Source organism: Alistipes ihumii AP11 (genome assembly GCF_025144665.1).
GTDB lineage: Bacteria > Bacteroidota > Bacteroidia > Bacteroidales > Rikenellaceae > Alistipes_A > Alistipes_A ihumii.
Genome location: NZ_CP102294.1, coordinates 1,078,343 through 1,094,365, shown reverse-complemented (window position 1 = coordinate 1,094,365; position 16,023 = coordinate 1,078,343). Strand labels below are relative to the sequence as shown.

Annotated in this window: 17 protein-coding genes; 1 reads left to right on the top strand and 16 read right to left on the bottom strand. The window is 44.9% G+C overall.

The annotated features are described in order from the left end of the window. Positions 1 to 417: 417 nt before the first annotated feature. From NQ491_RS04440 to NQ491_RS04405, 8 genes are all read right to left on the bottom strand, one after another. Positions 418 to 711: a hypothetical protein gene (locus tag NQ491_RS04440; protein WP_019246385.1), complete on the bottom strand. Its 294-nt coding sequence runs from the start codon at positions 709 to 711 to the stop codon at positions 418 to 420. A 17-nt stretch (positions 712 to 728) separates the two neighbouring features. After that, the gene (locus tag NQ491_RS04435) at positions 729 to 1,019 is read right to left on the bottom strand and encodes a hypothetical protein (protein ID WP_019246384.1); all 291 of its coding nucleotides are present in this window, start codon (positions 1,017 to 1,019) and stop codon (positions 729 to 731) included. Positions 1,020 to 1,128: 109 nt separating this feature from the next. Next, positions 1,129 to 2,403, bottom strand: a complete 1,275-nt coding sequence (locus tag NQ491_RS04430) for a hypothetical protein (protein WP_019246383.1) — start codon at positions 2,401 to 2,403, stop codon at positions 1,129 to 1,131. Positions 2,404 to 2,473: 70 nt separating this feature from the next. After that, positions 2,474 to 3,241 (bottom strand): metallophosphoesterase, encoded by a 768-nt coding sequence (locus tag NQ491_RS04425; protein ID WP_019246382.1) that lies wholly within the window; start codon positions 3,239 to 3,241, stop codon positions 2,474 to 2,476. A 1-nt stretch (position 3,242) separates the two neighbouring features. Continuing rightward, a complete protein-coding gene (locus NQ491_RS04420) occupies positions 3,243 to 3,827 on the bottom strand; it encodes a metallophosphoesterase (protein WP_026089718.1) in 585 nt (194 codons plus the stop codon). Between the two features lie 1,148 nt (positions 3,828 to 4,975). Continuing rightward, on the bottom strand, positions 4,976 to 5,722 hold the full coding sequence (locus NQ491_RS04415; RefSeq protein ID WP_019246380.1) for a hypothetical protein: 747 nt from the start codon (positions 5,720 to 5,722) through the stop codon (positions 4,976 to 4,978). Position 5,723: 1 nt separating this feature from the next. Beyond that, the gene (locus NQ491_RS04410; RefSeq protein WP_019246379.1) at positions 5,724 to 6,185 is read right to left on the bottom strand and encodes a tetratricopeptide repeat protein; all 462 of its coding nucleotides are present in this window, start codon (positions 6,183 to 6,185) and stop codon (positions 5,724 to 5,726) included. Between the two features lie 286 nt (positions 6,186 to 6,471). Beyond that, complete coding sequence (locus NQ491_RS04405) at positions 6,472 to 6,957, bottom strand: hypothetical protein (RefSeq protein ID WP_019246378.1); 486 nt, start codon at positions 6,955 to 6,957, stop codon at positions 6,472 to 6,474. Between the two features lie 25 nt (positions 6,958 to 6,982). Here NQ491_RS04405 and NQ491_RS04400 point away from each other — a divergent pair, with 25 nt between their 5' ends. Next, on the top strand, positions 6,983 to 7,369 hold the full coding sequence (locus tag NQ491_RS04400) for a hypothetical protein (RefSeq protein ID WP_147524791.1): 387 nt from the start codon (positions 6,983 to 6,985) through the stop codon (positions 7,367 to 7,369). 93 nt (positions 7,370 to 7,462) lie between these two features. Here the strand turns inward: NQ491_RS04400 and NQ491_RS04395 are convergent, their stop codons facing one another. The 8 genes from NQ491_RS04395 to NQ491_RS04360 all read right to left on the bottom strand — a co-directional run bounded on the left by NQ491_RS04395 (position 7,463) and on the right by NQ491_RS04360 (position 16,023). After that, on the bottom strand, positions 7,463 to 7,921 hold the full coding sequence (locus NQ491_RS04395) for a DUF5675 family protein (RefSeq protein ID WP_019246376.1): 459 nt from the start codon (positions 7,919 to 7,921) through the stop codon (positions 7,463 to 7,465). Positions 7,922 to 7,932: 11 nt separating this feature from the next. Further along, the gene (locus NQ491_RS04390) at positions 7,933 to 8,607 is read right to left on the bottom strand and encodes a hypothetical protein (protein WP_019246375.1); all 675 of its coding nucleotides are present in this window, start codon (positions 8,605 to 8,607) and stop codon (positions 7,933 to 7,935) included. Between the two features lie 70 nt (positions 8,608 to 8,677). After that, the gene (locus NQ491_RS04385) at positions 8,678 to 11,752 is read right to left on the bottom strand and encodes a hypothetical protein (protein WP_019246374.1); all 3,075 of its coding nucleotides are present in this window, start codon (positions 11,750 to 11,752) and stop codon (positions 8,678 to 8,680) included. Beyond that, the gene (locus tag NQ491_RS04380) at positions 11,752 to 12,066 is read right to left on the bottom strand and encodes a hypothetical protein (protein ID WP_019246373.1); all 315 of its coding nucleotides are present in this window, start codon (positions 12,064 to 12,066) and stop codon (positions 11,752 to 11,754) included. Before NQ491_RS04380 ends, NQ491_RS04385 begins: the two co-directional genes overlap by 1 nt. 1 nt (position 12,067) lies before the next feature. After that, on the bottom strand, positions 12,068 to 12,451 hold the full coding sequence (locus NQ491_RS04375; RefSeq protein ID WP_019246372.1) for a hypothetical protein: 384 nt from the start codon (positions 12,449 to 12,451) through the stop codon (positions 12,068 to 12,070). Next, positions 12,438 to 13,472 carry an RNA-directed DNA polymerase gene (locus tag NQ491_RS04370; RefSeq protein ID WP_019246371.1) on the bottom strand — a complete coding sequence of 345 codons (1,035 nt, stop codon included), beginning with the start codon at positions 13,470 to 13,472 and terminating at the stop codon, positions 12,438 to 12,440. Before NQ491_RS04370 ends, NQ491_RS04375 begins: the two co-directional genes overlap by 14 nt. Positions 13,473 to 13,745: 273 nt before the next feature. Beyond that, positions 13,746 to 15,179, bottom strand: a complete 1,434-nt coding sequence (locus tag NQ491_RS04365; RefSeq protein ID WP_019246370.1) for a hypothetical protein — start codon at positions 15,177 to 15,179, stop codon at positions 13,746 to 13,748. A 13-nt stretch (positions 15,180 to 15,192) separates the two neighbouring features. Beyond that, positions 15,193 to 16,023, bottom strand: coding sequence for a hypothetical protein (locus tag NQ491_RS04360; protein WP_019246369.1), 831 nt, complete (start codon positions 16,021 to 16,023; stop codon positions 15,193 to 15,195).

The following is a 16,023-nucleotide window of genomic DNA, read 5'->3' as shown; positions in this document are numbered from 1 at the left end:
AAGCTTAGTTACTAATTAATAGATGTACATAATATGTTAAACTTGCGTTTTTACAAGTCTTCTGAGTCGTTTAGAAGCAATCATAAAGGAATATGTGGCATGATAGATATATGATTTCCATCATCTCGGTTAAACCTTACATCTTGTGTTCTTGTAAGTTCATGCCACAAAGTTGAGTTAAATTTTGATTGTCTTAAAACTTCAATCTACCAGCATTTTTAATAACAGATAATATTCTTTCTTATATCTTTCCATCTTCGCTAAGTCTTTGTCTGTCGGGTGTAGAATGCGGGTAATATCCATATTGTGCTGAAGGTCATTTAATTTGACTTTGATGGCCAAACGATGTCCGCGGAAACGCTCGATATATGTTTCACGATTGGTAGTTGTGCGGAAGTCCATCAGATCAGAGCCTCTTCAATCTCGTCCCATTCTTACTTTGTTAATTTGTGGTATTTTTGATCCTACGATATCTTCAAATTCATAAATCCAGTCATATTTTTCCTTGTTCTGCTCCCAGTCATCCAGTATCGCTTTCAGTTTTCTAATGATCTCTTTTACGGTATGACCTGTATCTTCAACTGCATCGTGTAGAAATCCCACAGTTTTTTCTTTCCAGTCGAAACCGTTTCGTCTGACAGACGATAAATGTCCTTCAAAGTAATCTTTACCTGCTTGATCTACCTGTCCTTTGTGCAATTCTTTGGCCAATCGTGCCGCTGCGTATGCTACATGTATCTTATATCCCATGATATCTTCATAGGCATCTTTTGTTTTTTTGCAGCTTGAAGGTTAAACGTTCCCAAGTATTTGATATATTTCATATAAGTCCGTTCTCCCGCACCTGATAGCCCTGGCATAGTGTCAAGTGGCTGGTCTGCAATTCGATACAATACATTAATATCTTGGATATTGTTGCGCATTGCTTCATTCAGCCGTTTTCCCGCCTGTTTCGCCATTCGTTGTTCCAATGCGACGCTCTGCTTGCAGAATGCTATAAAATCTGCGTCAAGTTCCATACTTTCACACGCTTCTTAATAATTCCTCTTGTTTTTAATTATGTAACTAATTATAGCATATTTGGCAGACTATCATTGTCTGCCAAATATGTTGCTAATAATTATGGGATTATATCCCGTTTTTGTTGATGTTTACTTTTTCTATTTCATCCCATTCTGCCAGAGAGATGATTTCATGGTATTGTTCCAATGATAAAACATTCTCTTCGCTATTCATACATTCGTACTCCCATGGAAGTTGATAAACGGTTCCTTCTTCATGATGGCCCATGTAATCGTGGAATGTGTACGGAATCAATTTCACATGATCCTCCTCCTTGAGTATTCGCAAAAGTTTGCCAGCGTCGTGTATTTCCAAAGGAACGCCAGATTTGTATAGTGCAGTGGCGACTTCTACCGCAACATCCACATACGCCGAGTAGCTGTTGGAAACAATGATTCTCCATCCGGGGCTGTCAAAATCCGATGCGAGTACGTTCAGCCGCGACAATCCCAGTTCCCCATAATGGTCCGAGGCGAATTTGTTGAAATCCGTTTCACTGTCGAGATCGTATTTATCCTGCAAATCACAGAATTTAACCATGTTGTAATATGCGACATCCTGTAATTCCAATGGTACTCCATTCGGAAGGGTACGCTTCTTTCGTGTAGTATCAAACTTTTCAAAATACCGGTCATAGGCTTCATGAGCGATCCGATAGTATTTGCAATACGAACGTATCGTCATTGTATCTAACGGCCGCCCGAAATTTTTGCAGACGGAATCCTCCAGTGCTTTTATTGCCGTCGTCTCGTCTTCGACCTCAATTTTAAATCTCGGTTCGATTCTGTTGAACTCCTTTCTCGCAATTTTCCCGTCTCGCTGCTGATAAGGAAGATGATTCGCCACATAATCATTGAACCCTTTCGGATCTTGTATGATAGCATCGATTAGTTTATGAAAATATAAGGCCAACTTTGCCAAGAAATCCCTTTGCCATTCATTGGGAAAATTGTTGCCTACTCGGTTTATATATCGAGAATAATTCGCAATAGTAAAATACGAGTGTTTCCTATCCGTGAATTGTATGGTGCGATTTTCTCTGTACATGGCGGAGCTGACATGATACCATACCGTTTTTCTGGGATTTGACAATTCCCAATCCCGGAGGTATTCTTCCTTACTCTCATATTCTCCGTCTGCAATCGACGCTTCGCAATCTCCCCATTCTTCCGGAGTAGGGCGGAGCAATTCGATATAAAATCCTCTGTATTCGTCGTCACCCATTTTTTCCAGTTGGGCAAATTGCTCTTGAAGTTTAACTAACATCTTCAATGTATCGTTATCAACCACGATTTCTGTATCGCGCCCGCTTCCAAGCTGTTCGAATATCGTAGCATTCAAACCGTATTCCTTTGCCAAGTCTATGAAAAAATGCCTGGTAAAGTTTGTCTTCTTAATATGTTCTTTCTTGTCAAATGGTTAAAAATTTCCCCGGATCAAATCCGTTGATTACATGTTCGTTTTCAAATACATATCCCATCTGGTTGCTAATCACTTTTGTACTCCCGATTTCCGTGTCGATATTGGTATGTGAATGACCGTAAATCCATGCATCGATCCTACTGCTGGCTATCAGTTCTTCATATTCAGTAGCAAATGCACTGTTCAATACGGAACCTTTATGCTGAGAAGCAACAGCCTGCAAAGTAGGCAGGTGGTGAGTCACGACCACTATATGTTTTGCCGTACTTTCGGCAAGACTTTTTTTGATATGACCTAAACAGAAGTCATGCATCTGATTATATGCTTCCGTTTGGAGCAGTTTCCCTTTATACAAGGTCTGACGGAAATCGTTAAGTCCTTTCCAAACAAAATATTCGTCTGCCGGTTCGATATGCGACCAGAGTGTGCTCATTATGAAATCGGTATCGTCTATTCTCAATACCTGATTTTGATAATAACCGACATTCTCTTTGAACATCCATCGCCATTGTAACCCCCGTTCCATCACATCACAATAATTGTAATACTCGTGGTTCCCGGGAACAATAAGAACCTGCCTATAGTTTTTAGAAGCCCATTTCCAGAAATTCCCCAAAGGAGCCACTCTGTCTTTCAGATAGAAAATGTCTCCGGCCAATACGAGTATATCGCCCGTTACCGGGAATTCGTTATGTTTTATGTATCTGCTGTTCTCCCGGAACTCAAAATGCAGATCGCTCATGTATTGTATTTTCATATTACTGTTTTTTATTTGATTGTTCAATCTGCTTTTGGATTATCCTTTTTACCTGCGCGAATGAGACCGGAGTAAAGTCATTATTATCCACTCCCACATCATATTGCGTCGGAAAGAGCATATCCAGTCGTGAAGCGTCTTTTCCCGTGTTATATTTGCTCGTATGCACGTGCCCGAACAGTTGCCACGTATTCCCGTAAGCACCTCCATAACAGAGGAGCGGACAGTGGTTCAGGTAGATTTTCTGCTTATCGACTTCTATGTGCATTTGCATGCTTGTCAATTCAAACCTGCTGGTGTATCCTTGCCTGATATTTTTTAGATCATGATTACCGAGAACAAGATAGATTTTCCCATTCAGTCTGTTAAGAATCTTGGTCCATTCATGGGATCCTCCCATGCAAAAATCCCCCAGATGAAACACGATATCATCTTGACCAACTACCCGGTTCCAATTTTCGATCAGTGTTTCATTCATATCTTCTACATTCTTGAATGGCCTCTTGCAAAAGCCAATGATATTCGAATGATAAAAGTGCGTGTCCGATGTAAAATAGACCTTGCTTCCGTCAAATTTGTAATTCATTTTGCTCTCTTTTGTGCACATCGCTGTGCGGTTAATTAAAATTGCTTGTTCTTGCGCTCATTGGACGGAAATGACGGGAGAGGAATTGCACGGAGCAAACAGTCACCAATGGGCATAAAACAAAATAGTTGGAAAGTTCGGTAAGGACTCTCCAACTATTCTGCTGTTTATTCTAAGATCAAGATGCGAACATCTATCGCATCTTATCCCCTATATGTGTTCGCTGGAAAGTATTTATGAAATTTGCAGACGTTTCAATGCTCCAAACATGAAGAACATACGACCGAACTCCGAAACATTTGTTGCCTCGAATTGTCGTTTGGGATAATATGTCTCTATTTTGCAGCATTGTAAATTTTCAAAAGTGGCGCAAATGTACAGAATAATTTCGCAATACTCCAAATATTTTTTATTGAATTCTTTAAATTACCCTATAAAAATCGCTGTGAGACTTAAGAGGATGTTCAATATGCTATGATTCGAATACTTGCGAATAATGGTTGGGAATATTTATCAAATGTATTATATGAAATCTCATTGGTGATGATTTCTGCTGTTATATTCAAATATGTCAATCGCTTGATTATCAGAATCTATTTTGGCTGAAAAAACAATTCAGTTCTATTCGAATATTATCTGTAACTTGGATAAGTTTAAGAGGTACTGATAAAATTTGCCTATTTTACCTCCGTTAAATTGTATGAGGGACAGAATTTGTCCCTTGTATCCGTTCAGGGAACAAACGGGGGACAAAATCAGGAAAAATTGATACAATACTTTATTATTTCTGTGTGTTTAATGTGTTGATTATCAATATTATCTAAGTTGGATTGTTCCTTCTTTTGTTTTTTATTGTTTATTGTGCAATATATTGATAATCAATTAATTACATGCAGTTATTTGCCAATGCAAAACGTGAAATTAAATCATTATATTGCTGTATTTGAACGTGTTGTTTTACTCTGTAAAATCTGTGAGCAACAAACCAGCAACAGAATTGAAAGCCTTGCTATTGAAAGCGGTTGCATTAGGGAATAAAGATAGCAATTTCAAAGTTACTTGTATAACGTTCGTGATTATTTCACCGATTGTTTCTCTCCAATGTCGGATGCAGACACGAAAAAGGGCGGTCGCCGCCGCCCATAGTTTTATTTGTAACTTGTCTTCTTGTCTGCCGTAAATAGGTTTTTATAAACGTCAAAAGCAACTTCAAAATAGCAACTTTCGATGAGTTCTGACATAGCGTGAGGATATAATAGGAACCGGACAACATCACGCCCGTCAGACCCGACTACACGTTTTAATACGATAAAGTATAGCAGGGGATATTCCGATTTCCAATAACGCTCTGCATAATCCTCGCCATTGGTTCGTGCGTATGATTTATACATTGTTTCAGATGACGAGCAAAGGGTTTCGCCGAGCGATAGGAAAAACGGGAATGAATATTCGGCATGGCCTTTGAACATTTTATGATAGAATCGAGGTGTGATTGTAATTACCTGTCCGGGTTCAATATTGCTCATGCTGCTATAATCGGCTTCGGATAAAAGAGCAGCCATTATCATTCGTGATACAATCCATTCCGTTTGTAAAACAGGGTAACGCCAGCTGTATTCTTTGAAATCACAAAAAAGGTATCGTCGTCCTGCATACTCTCCGATGAATAGGCTGTTGAAATTATCGACAGCAACACCCTCGCCAAGATAAACGAGTGTCGTGTTTTTGCGGCTTTCCCATTTCCCTGTTTTTCGGTCTTGCTGCCAATATAAGGCCGATTTTATTTCCTTTGATTTTGTCGCCAGTTGTGCCGGAGCTGCATTGTTTCTATCCTGCGCCATACAGTTTGTAGAGAATGCAATTACGGCCAAAATAATTATGGACAGTTGTTTCATATTATATACCTGATTTTAAGATTAAATATTCGACTTTTCTCAACCGGTCGAGGTATTCCATTTCCGCAGGGAATACCTCTAACGCCCTTATAATTACTCGCCTTTCGTTGTGGTAATCTTTCTGTTTCCGGTATAATATCATCAATCGTTTGTATGCGTGGTGGGCTGTATAACCGATGGATATATTGATTTCATACGTGGCTATGGCATCTTCTATTTTCCCCATTTTTTCATAGGCAATACCCCTGTTGTTGAGTTCTACACAATGTTGGAGAGCTGTTCCACGCTTGCGGTTCTCTGCTTGAATATGGGATAATTGTTCCCGTGTGATTGAACCTCCGAGGCTAAATTTTTTGTTTAGAGGAGGTGGGGATTGACGCTTTGAGTTGTGGATGCCTTGCAACACGCCGCCGATAACGGCGACAACCAACCCGAATAATATGAAATAGAAGAATGCGCCCATATTTTGTCGTTTTGGCGATACTATCGCCTTGACAGAGCGCACGCAAAAGAAGCGTGGGCATTCCTGTTGGTTTAGAGGTATCGCCAAACACCAGAAGCCCTAACAAGGAAAATGCCCACGCATATACGCAGGCATCTACCATTGCTTTTAAGGGCTTCGATGAAATTGGCGATTTCCTAAACCTCAAAACAATAGCAAACGCTATATTACAATATTTTGCCCCAAATATAAACAAAGTTTTTGATATGGACAGGGGTTCCGGTTTAGAATATTGTTTGTTGTTCAATCAGATAAATCGCCGGACAACGGCAAAAATCTTTTTCCGATACACGACCACAATAATTGCCAGCACAATCCAAAAGCCTCTCATCTGTGTTTGTTGCCACCATGTCAATTCTCGTTCGACCGGTACGGCCTTTTCTACAATTTTGTCCCTATACACAAGACTATCTCGGTAGACTACCTCTTTTTCGGTCGGTACGGGCTTTTTCTGCGGCTTGTTTGCCAGCGAGTGGAACAATGCCCCGTCGGGAGTTATTCGAGCGTCAGAAACGGCGTATGACGTTTCCAAATGGCTCGTTGTATCTCGGACTGTCTGACGCTCGCTTTCAATCGGAACCTCGACAAACACCGTGTCAGGGATATACTCGGTACGGACAACTGTTTCCACCCGCACGCTGTCTTGTGTAGAGGAGGTAAGGTGGCGGGTCGGGCAACAGCCGACTACCGCCAGCAGGATTATAAAAAATACTATAATTTGAAGTCGTTTCATGTTTGTTTGTTATTTTTGTGTCATTATGGAAACAAAGGAGTTTTATCAGTCGCTTATGGCTGTAATCGAATACATTGCGGCGGGGCATTCGGAAGTTACTTGCGAAAAAGGCGAGGAACTATCCGGGGAGTATTGGCCTCGTATATACCGGCTGTTCTCGAATGAGCATGTCGGGGTCGGAATCAGCGGTGGCGATTTCCATATTACTCAGCCCCAATACCTCAGTCCTATTTACGCCGATTGCGGCCATGCCCTCGAAGAAATCGGAAAGAGGGAAGCGGACAGGCAACTTGATAATAGGGTGAAAGAATCCAATATCAAATATGCCCGTCGAGCCTTTTGGATTTCAGTAGGGGCACTCATAGTGGCTGCGACCTCGCTTGTTTGGCAACTCATCCAAGCGACAGCATGAACGATAGGAAAGCCAATGCTAATGCTGTCAAAGCTATGATATATGCCCTATCTACAATCTGTTCGTAGGTCGGTTTCTTTTTCTTCACGTTTCTCATACGATTTCGATTTTGATAGGCTCCCCTCTGTCGGAGGCTGCTTTGAGTATCTCGTACACCTTACGGAACGTGGCCGTCGAGTTCAGTACCTTGCCGACCTCTTTGTTTTCGCCGACCAAGATGCATCCTGCGCTGTCCTTTGCCGTGTTCCCGATGTGGATTAGGATGCCGTCGAAATGGGGAACGTCAAGCAGTCTCGGCAAGTATCCGTCGCAGAACTTGTACTGCGCCTTGTCTTTGTACTTCGGCGACTGTACTTTCAGCGTGATGTCGTATGTCCCGTATGGGATAGCGGTTTCGGCGTACACTTTCTTTTCCCCGTTGTCAAAGACCCCGTTTTTGTTCAGGTCTCGCACGGTGTCCTCAATAGTGTCGCATACTTTCTGCCCGTCGATATATAAATGGCCGATAGTGTAGGCCGGTTTCAGGGCAATTCGTTTGAGTGTAAGTTTCATATCTTAGATAGTTAGTTGGATAGTAATGTTGCGATTTGAACTCCGCACTTTCGGATAGTTTTCCCTACGGCAGATGCGTCCATTTGTTTATCTCCGCAGAATGATATTCCCAATACGCCGAGCGGTTTATCACCTTGATATAAGGCAAGTAAGGCTATCTCGTTTACGTCGTTGGACTTGAATTTGTAATAAAGCCGTTCGTCAAATTCACGCATTGATTCTATATGTCCGTAGAAATATCCGTCCTCGAAAATTTTAGCTATAAAAGGGTACTTTGATAAACTGAAATCGGTATATTCTTCATCTACATTCAGCACACCGTCGGAAACCGCTTCAATACGCATATCGCCGTACAGGAATGGCAATCCCGTAGTGAGATTTTTCGCTCCGTTGTGTAGTTCGATGAGCCAGACCCGGTCAGCATCGAGCGTTGGTAGTATGCGGTTAAATATCATCCGTATATTTGCATCGGCACTCATACGGCGTGATACAGCGTCGTTGTGTTGCTCTGTTTGCACCTGTTCCATTTTGTCGAGCAGGTAACGAGGATTCAGGGCAAAAAATACGACATATCCCGTGATTAGTAGGATAAATAAACTTTTCAAAATGGAGAAGAAGCCGAACTTCTCTTGCAAGTGGAGTAGCTTTTGAAGCCACCCGATACCCTTTTCGATTTTTTCCTGCATATCGTTTTGTTTTTAATGATAAGGCAAAGGTAAATAAAGTGATTGTATTATAATCATTATTGCGCAAAAATTAAAGCACGAGCCAATCATTAAGGTTGATGATTTGAAACATGAATGAACCGTCATTGGCGGAGGAATCATTGCTGACCTCTGCGATAAAATACGACGTTCCAGCTTCGAGTAAAGTAGCTTTCATCAGACCGCTGCCATATCCGGTCATCATCACGATATAACTCCCGGTTATCAGCCCCCAATTTGACGGAAAATTTACTCGGTATTTCCCTGTTCCTTGACGGCTTACGCTCAATGTACTTGCATTGTCGTATGACTTGTAGCTAATAGATGCTCCCGATGAATATCCGGTTACAATACCTTGGGCAAGCACGTTCAATTTTCTGCCGTATTTTGATGTGGTCATCAAATTGATTCGGTTCAATACAATCCAGCCATAAAACTGCGTCGATGTACCATATCCCATCAACTCTACACACTCACGAGATAGCGATATGGCCTTTTTTTGTGTTCCGTCTTCATAGAAATACTTGCCACTTGGAGCCGAATATTCTATCGATCCCGTTGTAATTTCACTGCCCCACCTATAATTGGCGATGCACATACGCCTACCGCTTTGTTCTACTCCCCATTCCAAAGTACCAACTGTAACCCAACCGCCGCCGGAGGCAATCGGCACTACGTTGTCGTGAGTGGATTGTTTGCCTATCACGATAGAATCAGTTTCCCTGACAAACGGTGAGCGGAGAGAACCTTGTATCAGTATGTCTGTAAATGTTCCTCCGTTGGCTTTGATGTTTCCAGCAGAATCCCATGTGATGTTCCCTTTGGCGAGTTGGCCGGAACCGTCCACGCCGCTGAAATAAATCATCGTTTGCCCTGCGGTGTTTGCAATCTGTATGGTCGCATTTTTCATCGACAGCACATTGGCGACTGAGGCGTTCCAATCTATGTAGGTCTTGTCATTGCCGATGCGGAACGCATTGTTCAGAAAATCCATGAAATTCTTGCCGTTGGCCGATGCCACTTTGTTCGTTATGACTTGCCCCGGCAATACCTCCGTAAAACCGTATAGAGAAACGTAGCTGCGCTCTCCGTCATACTCGCTGTTCAGTACGCCCATGAGCAAGTGATAATATCCGGCCACGCCCTCCATTGCGATAGCCTGTTCGCTGATGTAAAACGTGCCGGTCTTGGCCGTTTTGCTGACTTTTGCGTAGAGGTAGTATTTTTTTGTTCCGTCGGTCAGCGTCGGCGTGGTAAAGGCGGGGAGCGACCAAAACTTATACTCGTCGGCTGCATGGCTTGACGATATGGTGTCGATGCCGAGCGTGTAGTGCTGGATGATACCGGCAGGAACAGACAGCACCTTTGTCGCCTGATTGTACGTTACGTTATGGACAACGGGGGACGGGTTCGTCATGCTATTGACGAACTCAAATTGCAGGCTCTTGTCGCCGATAAGCATAGCCATAGTTTTTACGGCTATGGGGTTTATGGAGTTCGAAAAATTATCGAGCAAGGCATCGCCTAACATTTCGATAGTTTCCATAGAATCCCGATACCGGCGTTTGGTGAACTGCAAAGCCTCTTTGTGGAGGGTATCCATAACCACCTCGTTACTTTCGATTTTCCGCAGATCACTCGATACCGTTCGCCCGACGGTAGAGTTTGACAATTCTATTTCGGGGCTGTGGGGATTATTGATGTAATCCTTTATCCCGATAATCCTGACAAGCACTCCCTCCGGCTGGAACCGCTCGTCGGAGAATTGAACGAACCCGCCCAACTTTATCATACCGCCGATATTGAGCCAATCTTTCTTCGCCCATATCCCGTCCAATTCGCCCGTGAACGTGAATTTCTGTTCTTCGTTATCGTACAGGTATTTCACCCCCTGCCGGAACATGTCCCACGATGCTCCGGTTTTTGTGGCGTTGTCGCAGATGTACGCTGCAGGCAGCATACAATGAAATACGGCGTATGTATCTCCGACTTGGGGGATATAATTTCCGCCTGGCATCGTTTGTCCGTCTATATCCTGCGGGACGATTTCAAACCGGCGGGCGGCTTTCCCTTCTTTGGCATTGTGGATATACTTTGCCTCGAATTCCTTTCCGGCCAACATTCCCGTCTGTGGAATAATTGTCAGCGTTTCGCCCTCAATCAGACAGTCCTCGAAATTCAGCGATGCCGGTATGCTGCTATCTACAATGTCGTAAAAATGCTTGCTGGCATCAACCACCGTAACGGCACTTATTGTCCCCACACGGGAGGGGTATATTTCCGAACAATCGAGGCTATCTTCTGCCTGTGAGGATAACGGTTTATCGGCACGGCGTATGGAGAACCCGTCCGCATCCGTTTGATAGGTTCGAGCCTTACTGCTGTCAAATCCCTGTTCGCCTTCGAAGTGTTCACCGTCGAACCGGATTGTTTGGCTTTTGGGCAACAGCAATTCGGAACTTCCGTATTGGCTGGCGTCGATGTTTTGTTCCCCGCCCTGAATATATAGAATTTCGATAGGCGTAGAATCTTCGTAGTTGGAGCGTCCGATGCCGGGCTTAAATCCGTTCCCTTTACCATACGATAACGGCAGCGGGTTGTCCCTGTTGTACTCGACTTTCCACAACGACACCTGCTTACCGACAAATTCGTACTCCGTTTCCCATTCATCAGCCATTTGGGATAGTGCGTCGATGCAATACGCATGATTGTACGATATGGTCTTTTCGGGAGCGTCAATGCACCGTCCGATAGTCCAACCGCTGTCCCGCTGGTTCATATTATCCACGAACATTTGCAGGTGTTCGATAGGTTTGGCCGTCAGCGGGAATTTCAGCCGTCTATCTACGGGGTTCCTGAATTTCCACTTGCCCGCCTTTGCCTGCGGTGAATCGAATACGACGGTGTACTCGAAATAGCGGCTGTGCTTCATCGTCAGGCTCTCGGGCTTTTCGAGCGTGTAGGTCTCGTTCTCATAGACACAATACGCCCCGACAGGTATTTCGACGTGTTCCGCCAGCGAGAAATAGAGCGTCAGATTATGGTCGCCCTTTATAGCCCGATAGCGGTAGCTGCTGTCATCGACCTGTATGTTGAGTATTTCGATGTTGTTATGGAGAATTTTCATCACGTAAATTGGTATATCTTCCCGTTGCCACACTTGGTGCAGCGGATTGTGGTTATAAACGGAAATTCCTCTTTAGGAATTTGATCGAGAACACTTTTAATGGCGGATGAGTTTGTGAAAAACTTACCCTCCGTACCGTTCTGCGTGAACTTAATGAGATACCGACCTTCCCCGTGTTGTGTTTTCATTCCGGGGATAAAGTCGATAACTTCTATTTCGCTGTTCAGAACGTCCGTGATAGACACCTGTTGGCAGTTGAAAATCTTGCGGTCGTCCTGCTGCTTGATACCGAGTTCGCTGAAACGCTTTGCCATATTACTGGATATTTAGGGTTGCACAATCGTCGTCGATTTGACGTTTGATAGCTGCCCGCTCGGATAAAAAGGCTTTGTATGCAGCGATTTTCGGCTGGGCATCGGTACTCGATTTAGCCCCGTATATCCCCATTGTCGCAGCGTTGTACTCGTTGATAAGTTTCTGCTCGTAATCCCTCGGCCATAAATGGTTGATTACGGCCTCGGTCAGTTTGTCGCTCGTTACCGTACCCCACACGACAACCTCCTGACACTCCCATTTCGTTGTGGTTTCCTCCGTGTCAGCTCCGGCGGGTATTTCGACTTCTTTAATGTCCCAACGGTAGGTGTAAGAACCGTCCCCGTTTGCCTCGTAGATAGAGGGCTTTTTGTCATAGATTGCCATAGAAACTCGGTTTAATTATGGTTTTCAATAAATGTTTGGAATTGCTGTGTTTTGCCCAGCCGAGCCAACTGCACACTCCCTGTTTGTAGTCTTTGGCAGATAGGTTGGGCTGCTTGTTAAGCCGGGCAACGGCACGGCAAAAATTCTTCTTGATGCTCTTGCGGATTAGCTTGTGTTCGTGGTAGAAAACGAACCCGACGAAATCCAGCCCCCGCCCGTGCTTATCGCTGCGATTTTTAGCGATAGGGAATACCTGGTAATTTGCCTTTATCGTCAAATGCAGGTTGTCACGGAGATAGGCATCTATCTGTGTGAGTAAATCATGCAGGAACGCCTTGTCCTTGTGCAGAAAAACCATGTCGTCGGCATACCTGAAATAATATTTGACACCGACCTCCTCTTTTATCCAATGGTCAAAGTATGCGAGGAACAGGTTGGCGAAATATTGCGACAGGTAATTGCCGATAGGGACACCGGCGGCACTATCTATGATTTGGTCGAGTAGAGCCAGCGTGTCCGGGCATTTGATTTTACGGCGCACGATTTGTTTCAGCACATCATGGTCGATACTCGGATAGAATTTCTTAACGTCGATTTTCAGGCAATATCGGGTGTTCTCCACGTCTTTCAACGCTTTATCTACTTTCAGCATACACCCGTTTATACCCCTATTTTTGATGCAAGAAAACGTGTCCGTCGTGAACACCGAAACCCATATTGGTTCGAGAATGTTCATTATAGCGTGATGAACGATTCTGTCGGGGAAATACGGCAGCCGATATATCTCCCGCTCTTTGGGGTCTTTGATGATAAATGTTTCGTACTTTGATGTTTTGAACGTCTTATTTTTGAGTGCTTCGTGCAAAGCGAGGGTATTGGCTTCCCTGTTTTTGTCGTGGCGACGTACCCCGTAAGAACGCAGTTTTCCCCGTCTCGCTTTTTGGTCGGCGAGTTGGAGGTTTTCTACTGCGATAATCCTTTCGTATAAATTCCCTATCCGTTTCATTGCTTTGCTTTTCATACTTGGAGCCGTCGGTTTCCCTACCAGCACCTTTTTGTGGTTCGTGTTTTTTTGCCAAGAGGCACGGTCGTCGTTCTATATTTTGTTTCTTATTAACCTATGAAAATCAGAGGTGAGAGCCGATGTTCGCATTCGTATTCGAGGGGGTGTTATTCGAATTCGCATAGCTGAAGCCTGCATTCGCACCGTTATTCGCATTACCGCTGAACAGGACACCACGAAGAACGACCAACCTTTTCTATCTTACGTCATAACTATCTATTATTAAATTATTTACAAATTGGGTATAAAGCAAAGGCGAGAGCCGACGAGCGCAGTCGCAGCCGAGGGGGCGTAATACGAACTCGCACAGCCGAAGCCCGCATACGCACCGTCAGCCGCACTACCGCCGAACCGGACACCACGAAGAACTGTACCCGATGCAGGAATGTTGGTATAGTGGTAGTCCGCCCAATAGGTTGTTGAACCGCCGCCCACCACCGCTGGCATGATGTCGCCGAACTCACCGAAGACAAGTTCTTTGACGTATGCTTCGGTTCGGGCTTCTTCTCCTCGCAGAGTGTAGCCGTTGTAGTTGCTGTCGTTGTAGTTTGTGGGGTCGTCAGCAACATATACTTTTGATGTCCCGCCGTCAGCAGCCGAGGCGATTTGAATATTGATGCCGTCCGTCCATTTCCAAATGTGTCCGAACGGATTTTCAATACCTCGGTAGCGAGGAACATATACCGTTCCGTGTGTACCTCCCTCGGCGTTCTGCATGACGTATGCAACCTCGCCCGAAGCGTTGCCGAGTTCATCGGTATAACCGCAAGGGACAAACGGATAATAACCGTTAAATCCGTTCCAATCCGGGGTGTTGGTTACTCCGTTGCCGAGGCCGCCTTGTGCAAAGCCGTTTGTGTCCTTTTGGGCGTTGAATGCCGTCTGACAGTTACGGTTGGCGTACTCCACATAGTAAAGCCAAAATACGGCCTTGTATGCGTTGTAGTCAAGGCAATTCCATTCGTTCGTCGCCGATGCGTTACGGAGGCGGGCTGCATTGCGGAAAGCCGTGCGGCTCTTGACTGTAACCGGACGCCCAAGAACAGAACGATACGTTCCGTCCCAATCCGCCTGATTGTTTCCACCCCTGTAATCTGTTCCCATATTGACGACAGAACAGAGTTTGCCCGTGCTGCGTTCCATAGCGGCCTCATACGCCGAAATATACATTTTGGGAACGGCGTGATAGCCCGGCAACGGGTATTCCGATAGTTTGCACCGGCGTATTGTTCCCTCTGTCTCGAACTTGCGATAATGTGCTGGGATTTCGACCATGACCTGACCTTTGGAGCCGTCGAGGGTATGCGCCCTCCAATTTGTCGGGTTCAGGTACTCAACGACCGTTCCGTTATCGCTCAACAAGCAACCCCGCATCCGGTTTTGAATGGGGAGGCTTTTATGGAGAGCGATACTGCCGATACGGGTACACGTCGGCGTCGATACGGTCGTGTCCCATTGGATGCCGTAGGCGCATTGATCTTCGAGGTATGGGAGCATGGTTGCGAGTTTAGCTTGTTTGCTCTCTCCGTCCGTGTCCATAACCTCTACGATGAGTTCGAGAGGATTTACCTCCCCGATATGGGGGAGTTCATTCAACCGCTTCCCGTTATCGAAAGCTGTGATAATTTGAAGCACTTTTGCTTCCTGTTCAGGTGTTAATGCCATAATTGTCTTGTTATTAAGTTAATCTAAAACTACCGTTGCCCATGAGCCGCAATGAGTTTGATTTTACTCGTCGAAGTTCCGGTTCCGCCACCGTAATTTGTATGGTTCGGTAAATTGACGTATTCTCGGTCGGGATAACGTGGATTTTGCTGATACCTGTCCGATTGACTGTGAGGCTTCCGTCGGGTTGAACCGAAACGGCATTATCATCGCCGAGAAACAGCACATTGCGTCCCGTGTTCGTCGGGAGCAGTTCGTATGTTATACGTCTCGGCACGGTGTTTCGGAATGTTATGCGAGGCGGATAGTCGAGGTTCATGCCTGTCGGAATCATTTTGTACTGCCCGACGAGCGATTCTTCCAATTCCTCCAACCTTACGATTGTGGCTCGTGCTTCCTCTGCGGTCTCCCCGGCGAGATTTGCGGCGTTGTCGGCGGCTGTGGCCTTTTGGTCTGCGAGGGCGGCTTTGGAATTGGCGGTGTTCGCTGCTGTCGTTGCTGCCCCGGCAGCTTTGTCCGCTGCATCGGCTTTTGTGTTCGCATTTTTGGCTGCCGTGTCTGCTGCTGTTGCTTTATCCGTAGCATTTTTAGCGGCTGTATTGGCCGCCTCCGTTGCGGTATTGGCATTTTTTGTGGCTGTTTTTGCCGCTTCTGTCGCCGTCTCTGCGGCTGTTTTGGCTTTGTTGGCCGCCGTAGCAGCGTCGTTGGCCTTATCCGCTGCGGTTTTCAGAAACTCCAAACTCACTTTGACGCTCTTATTCAGGGCGTTTACCCCTATGGTATATAATCCGACAAGGGTATCGGCCAAAGGCAATGCGCTGATTTTTATTTTCTTGACACCCAT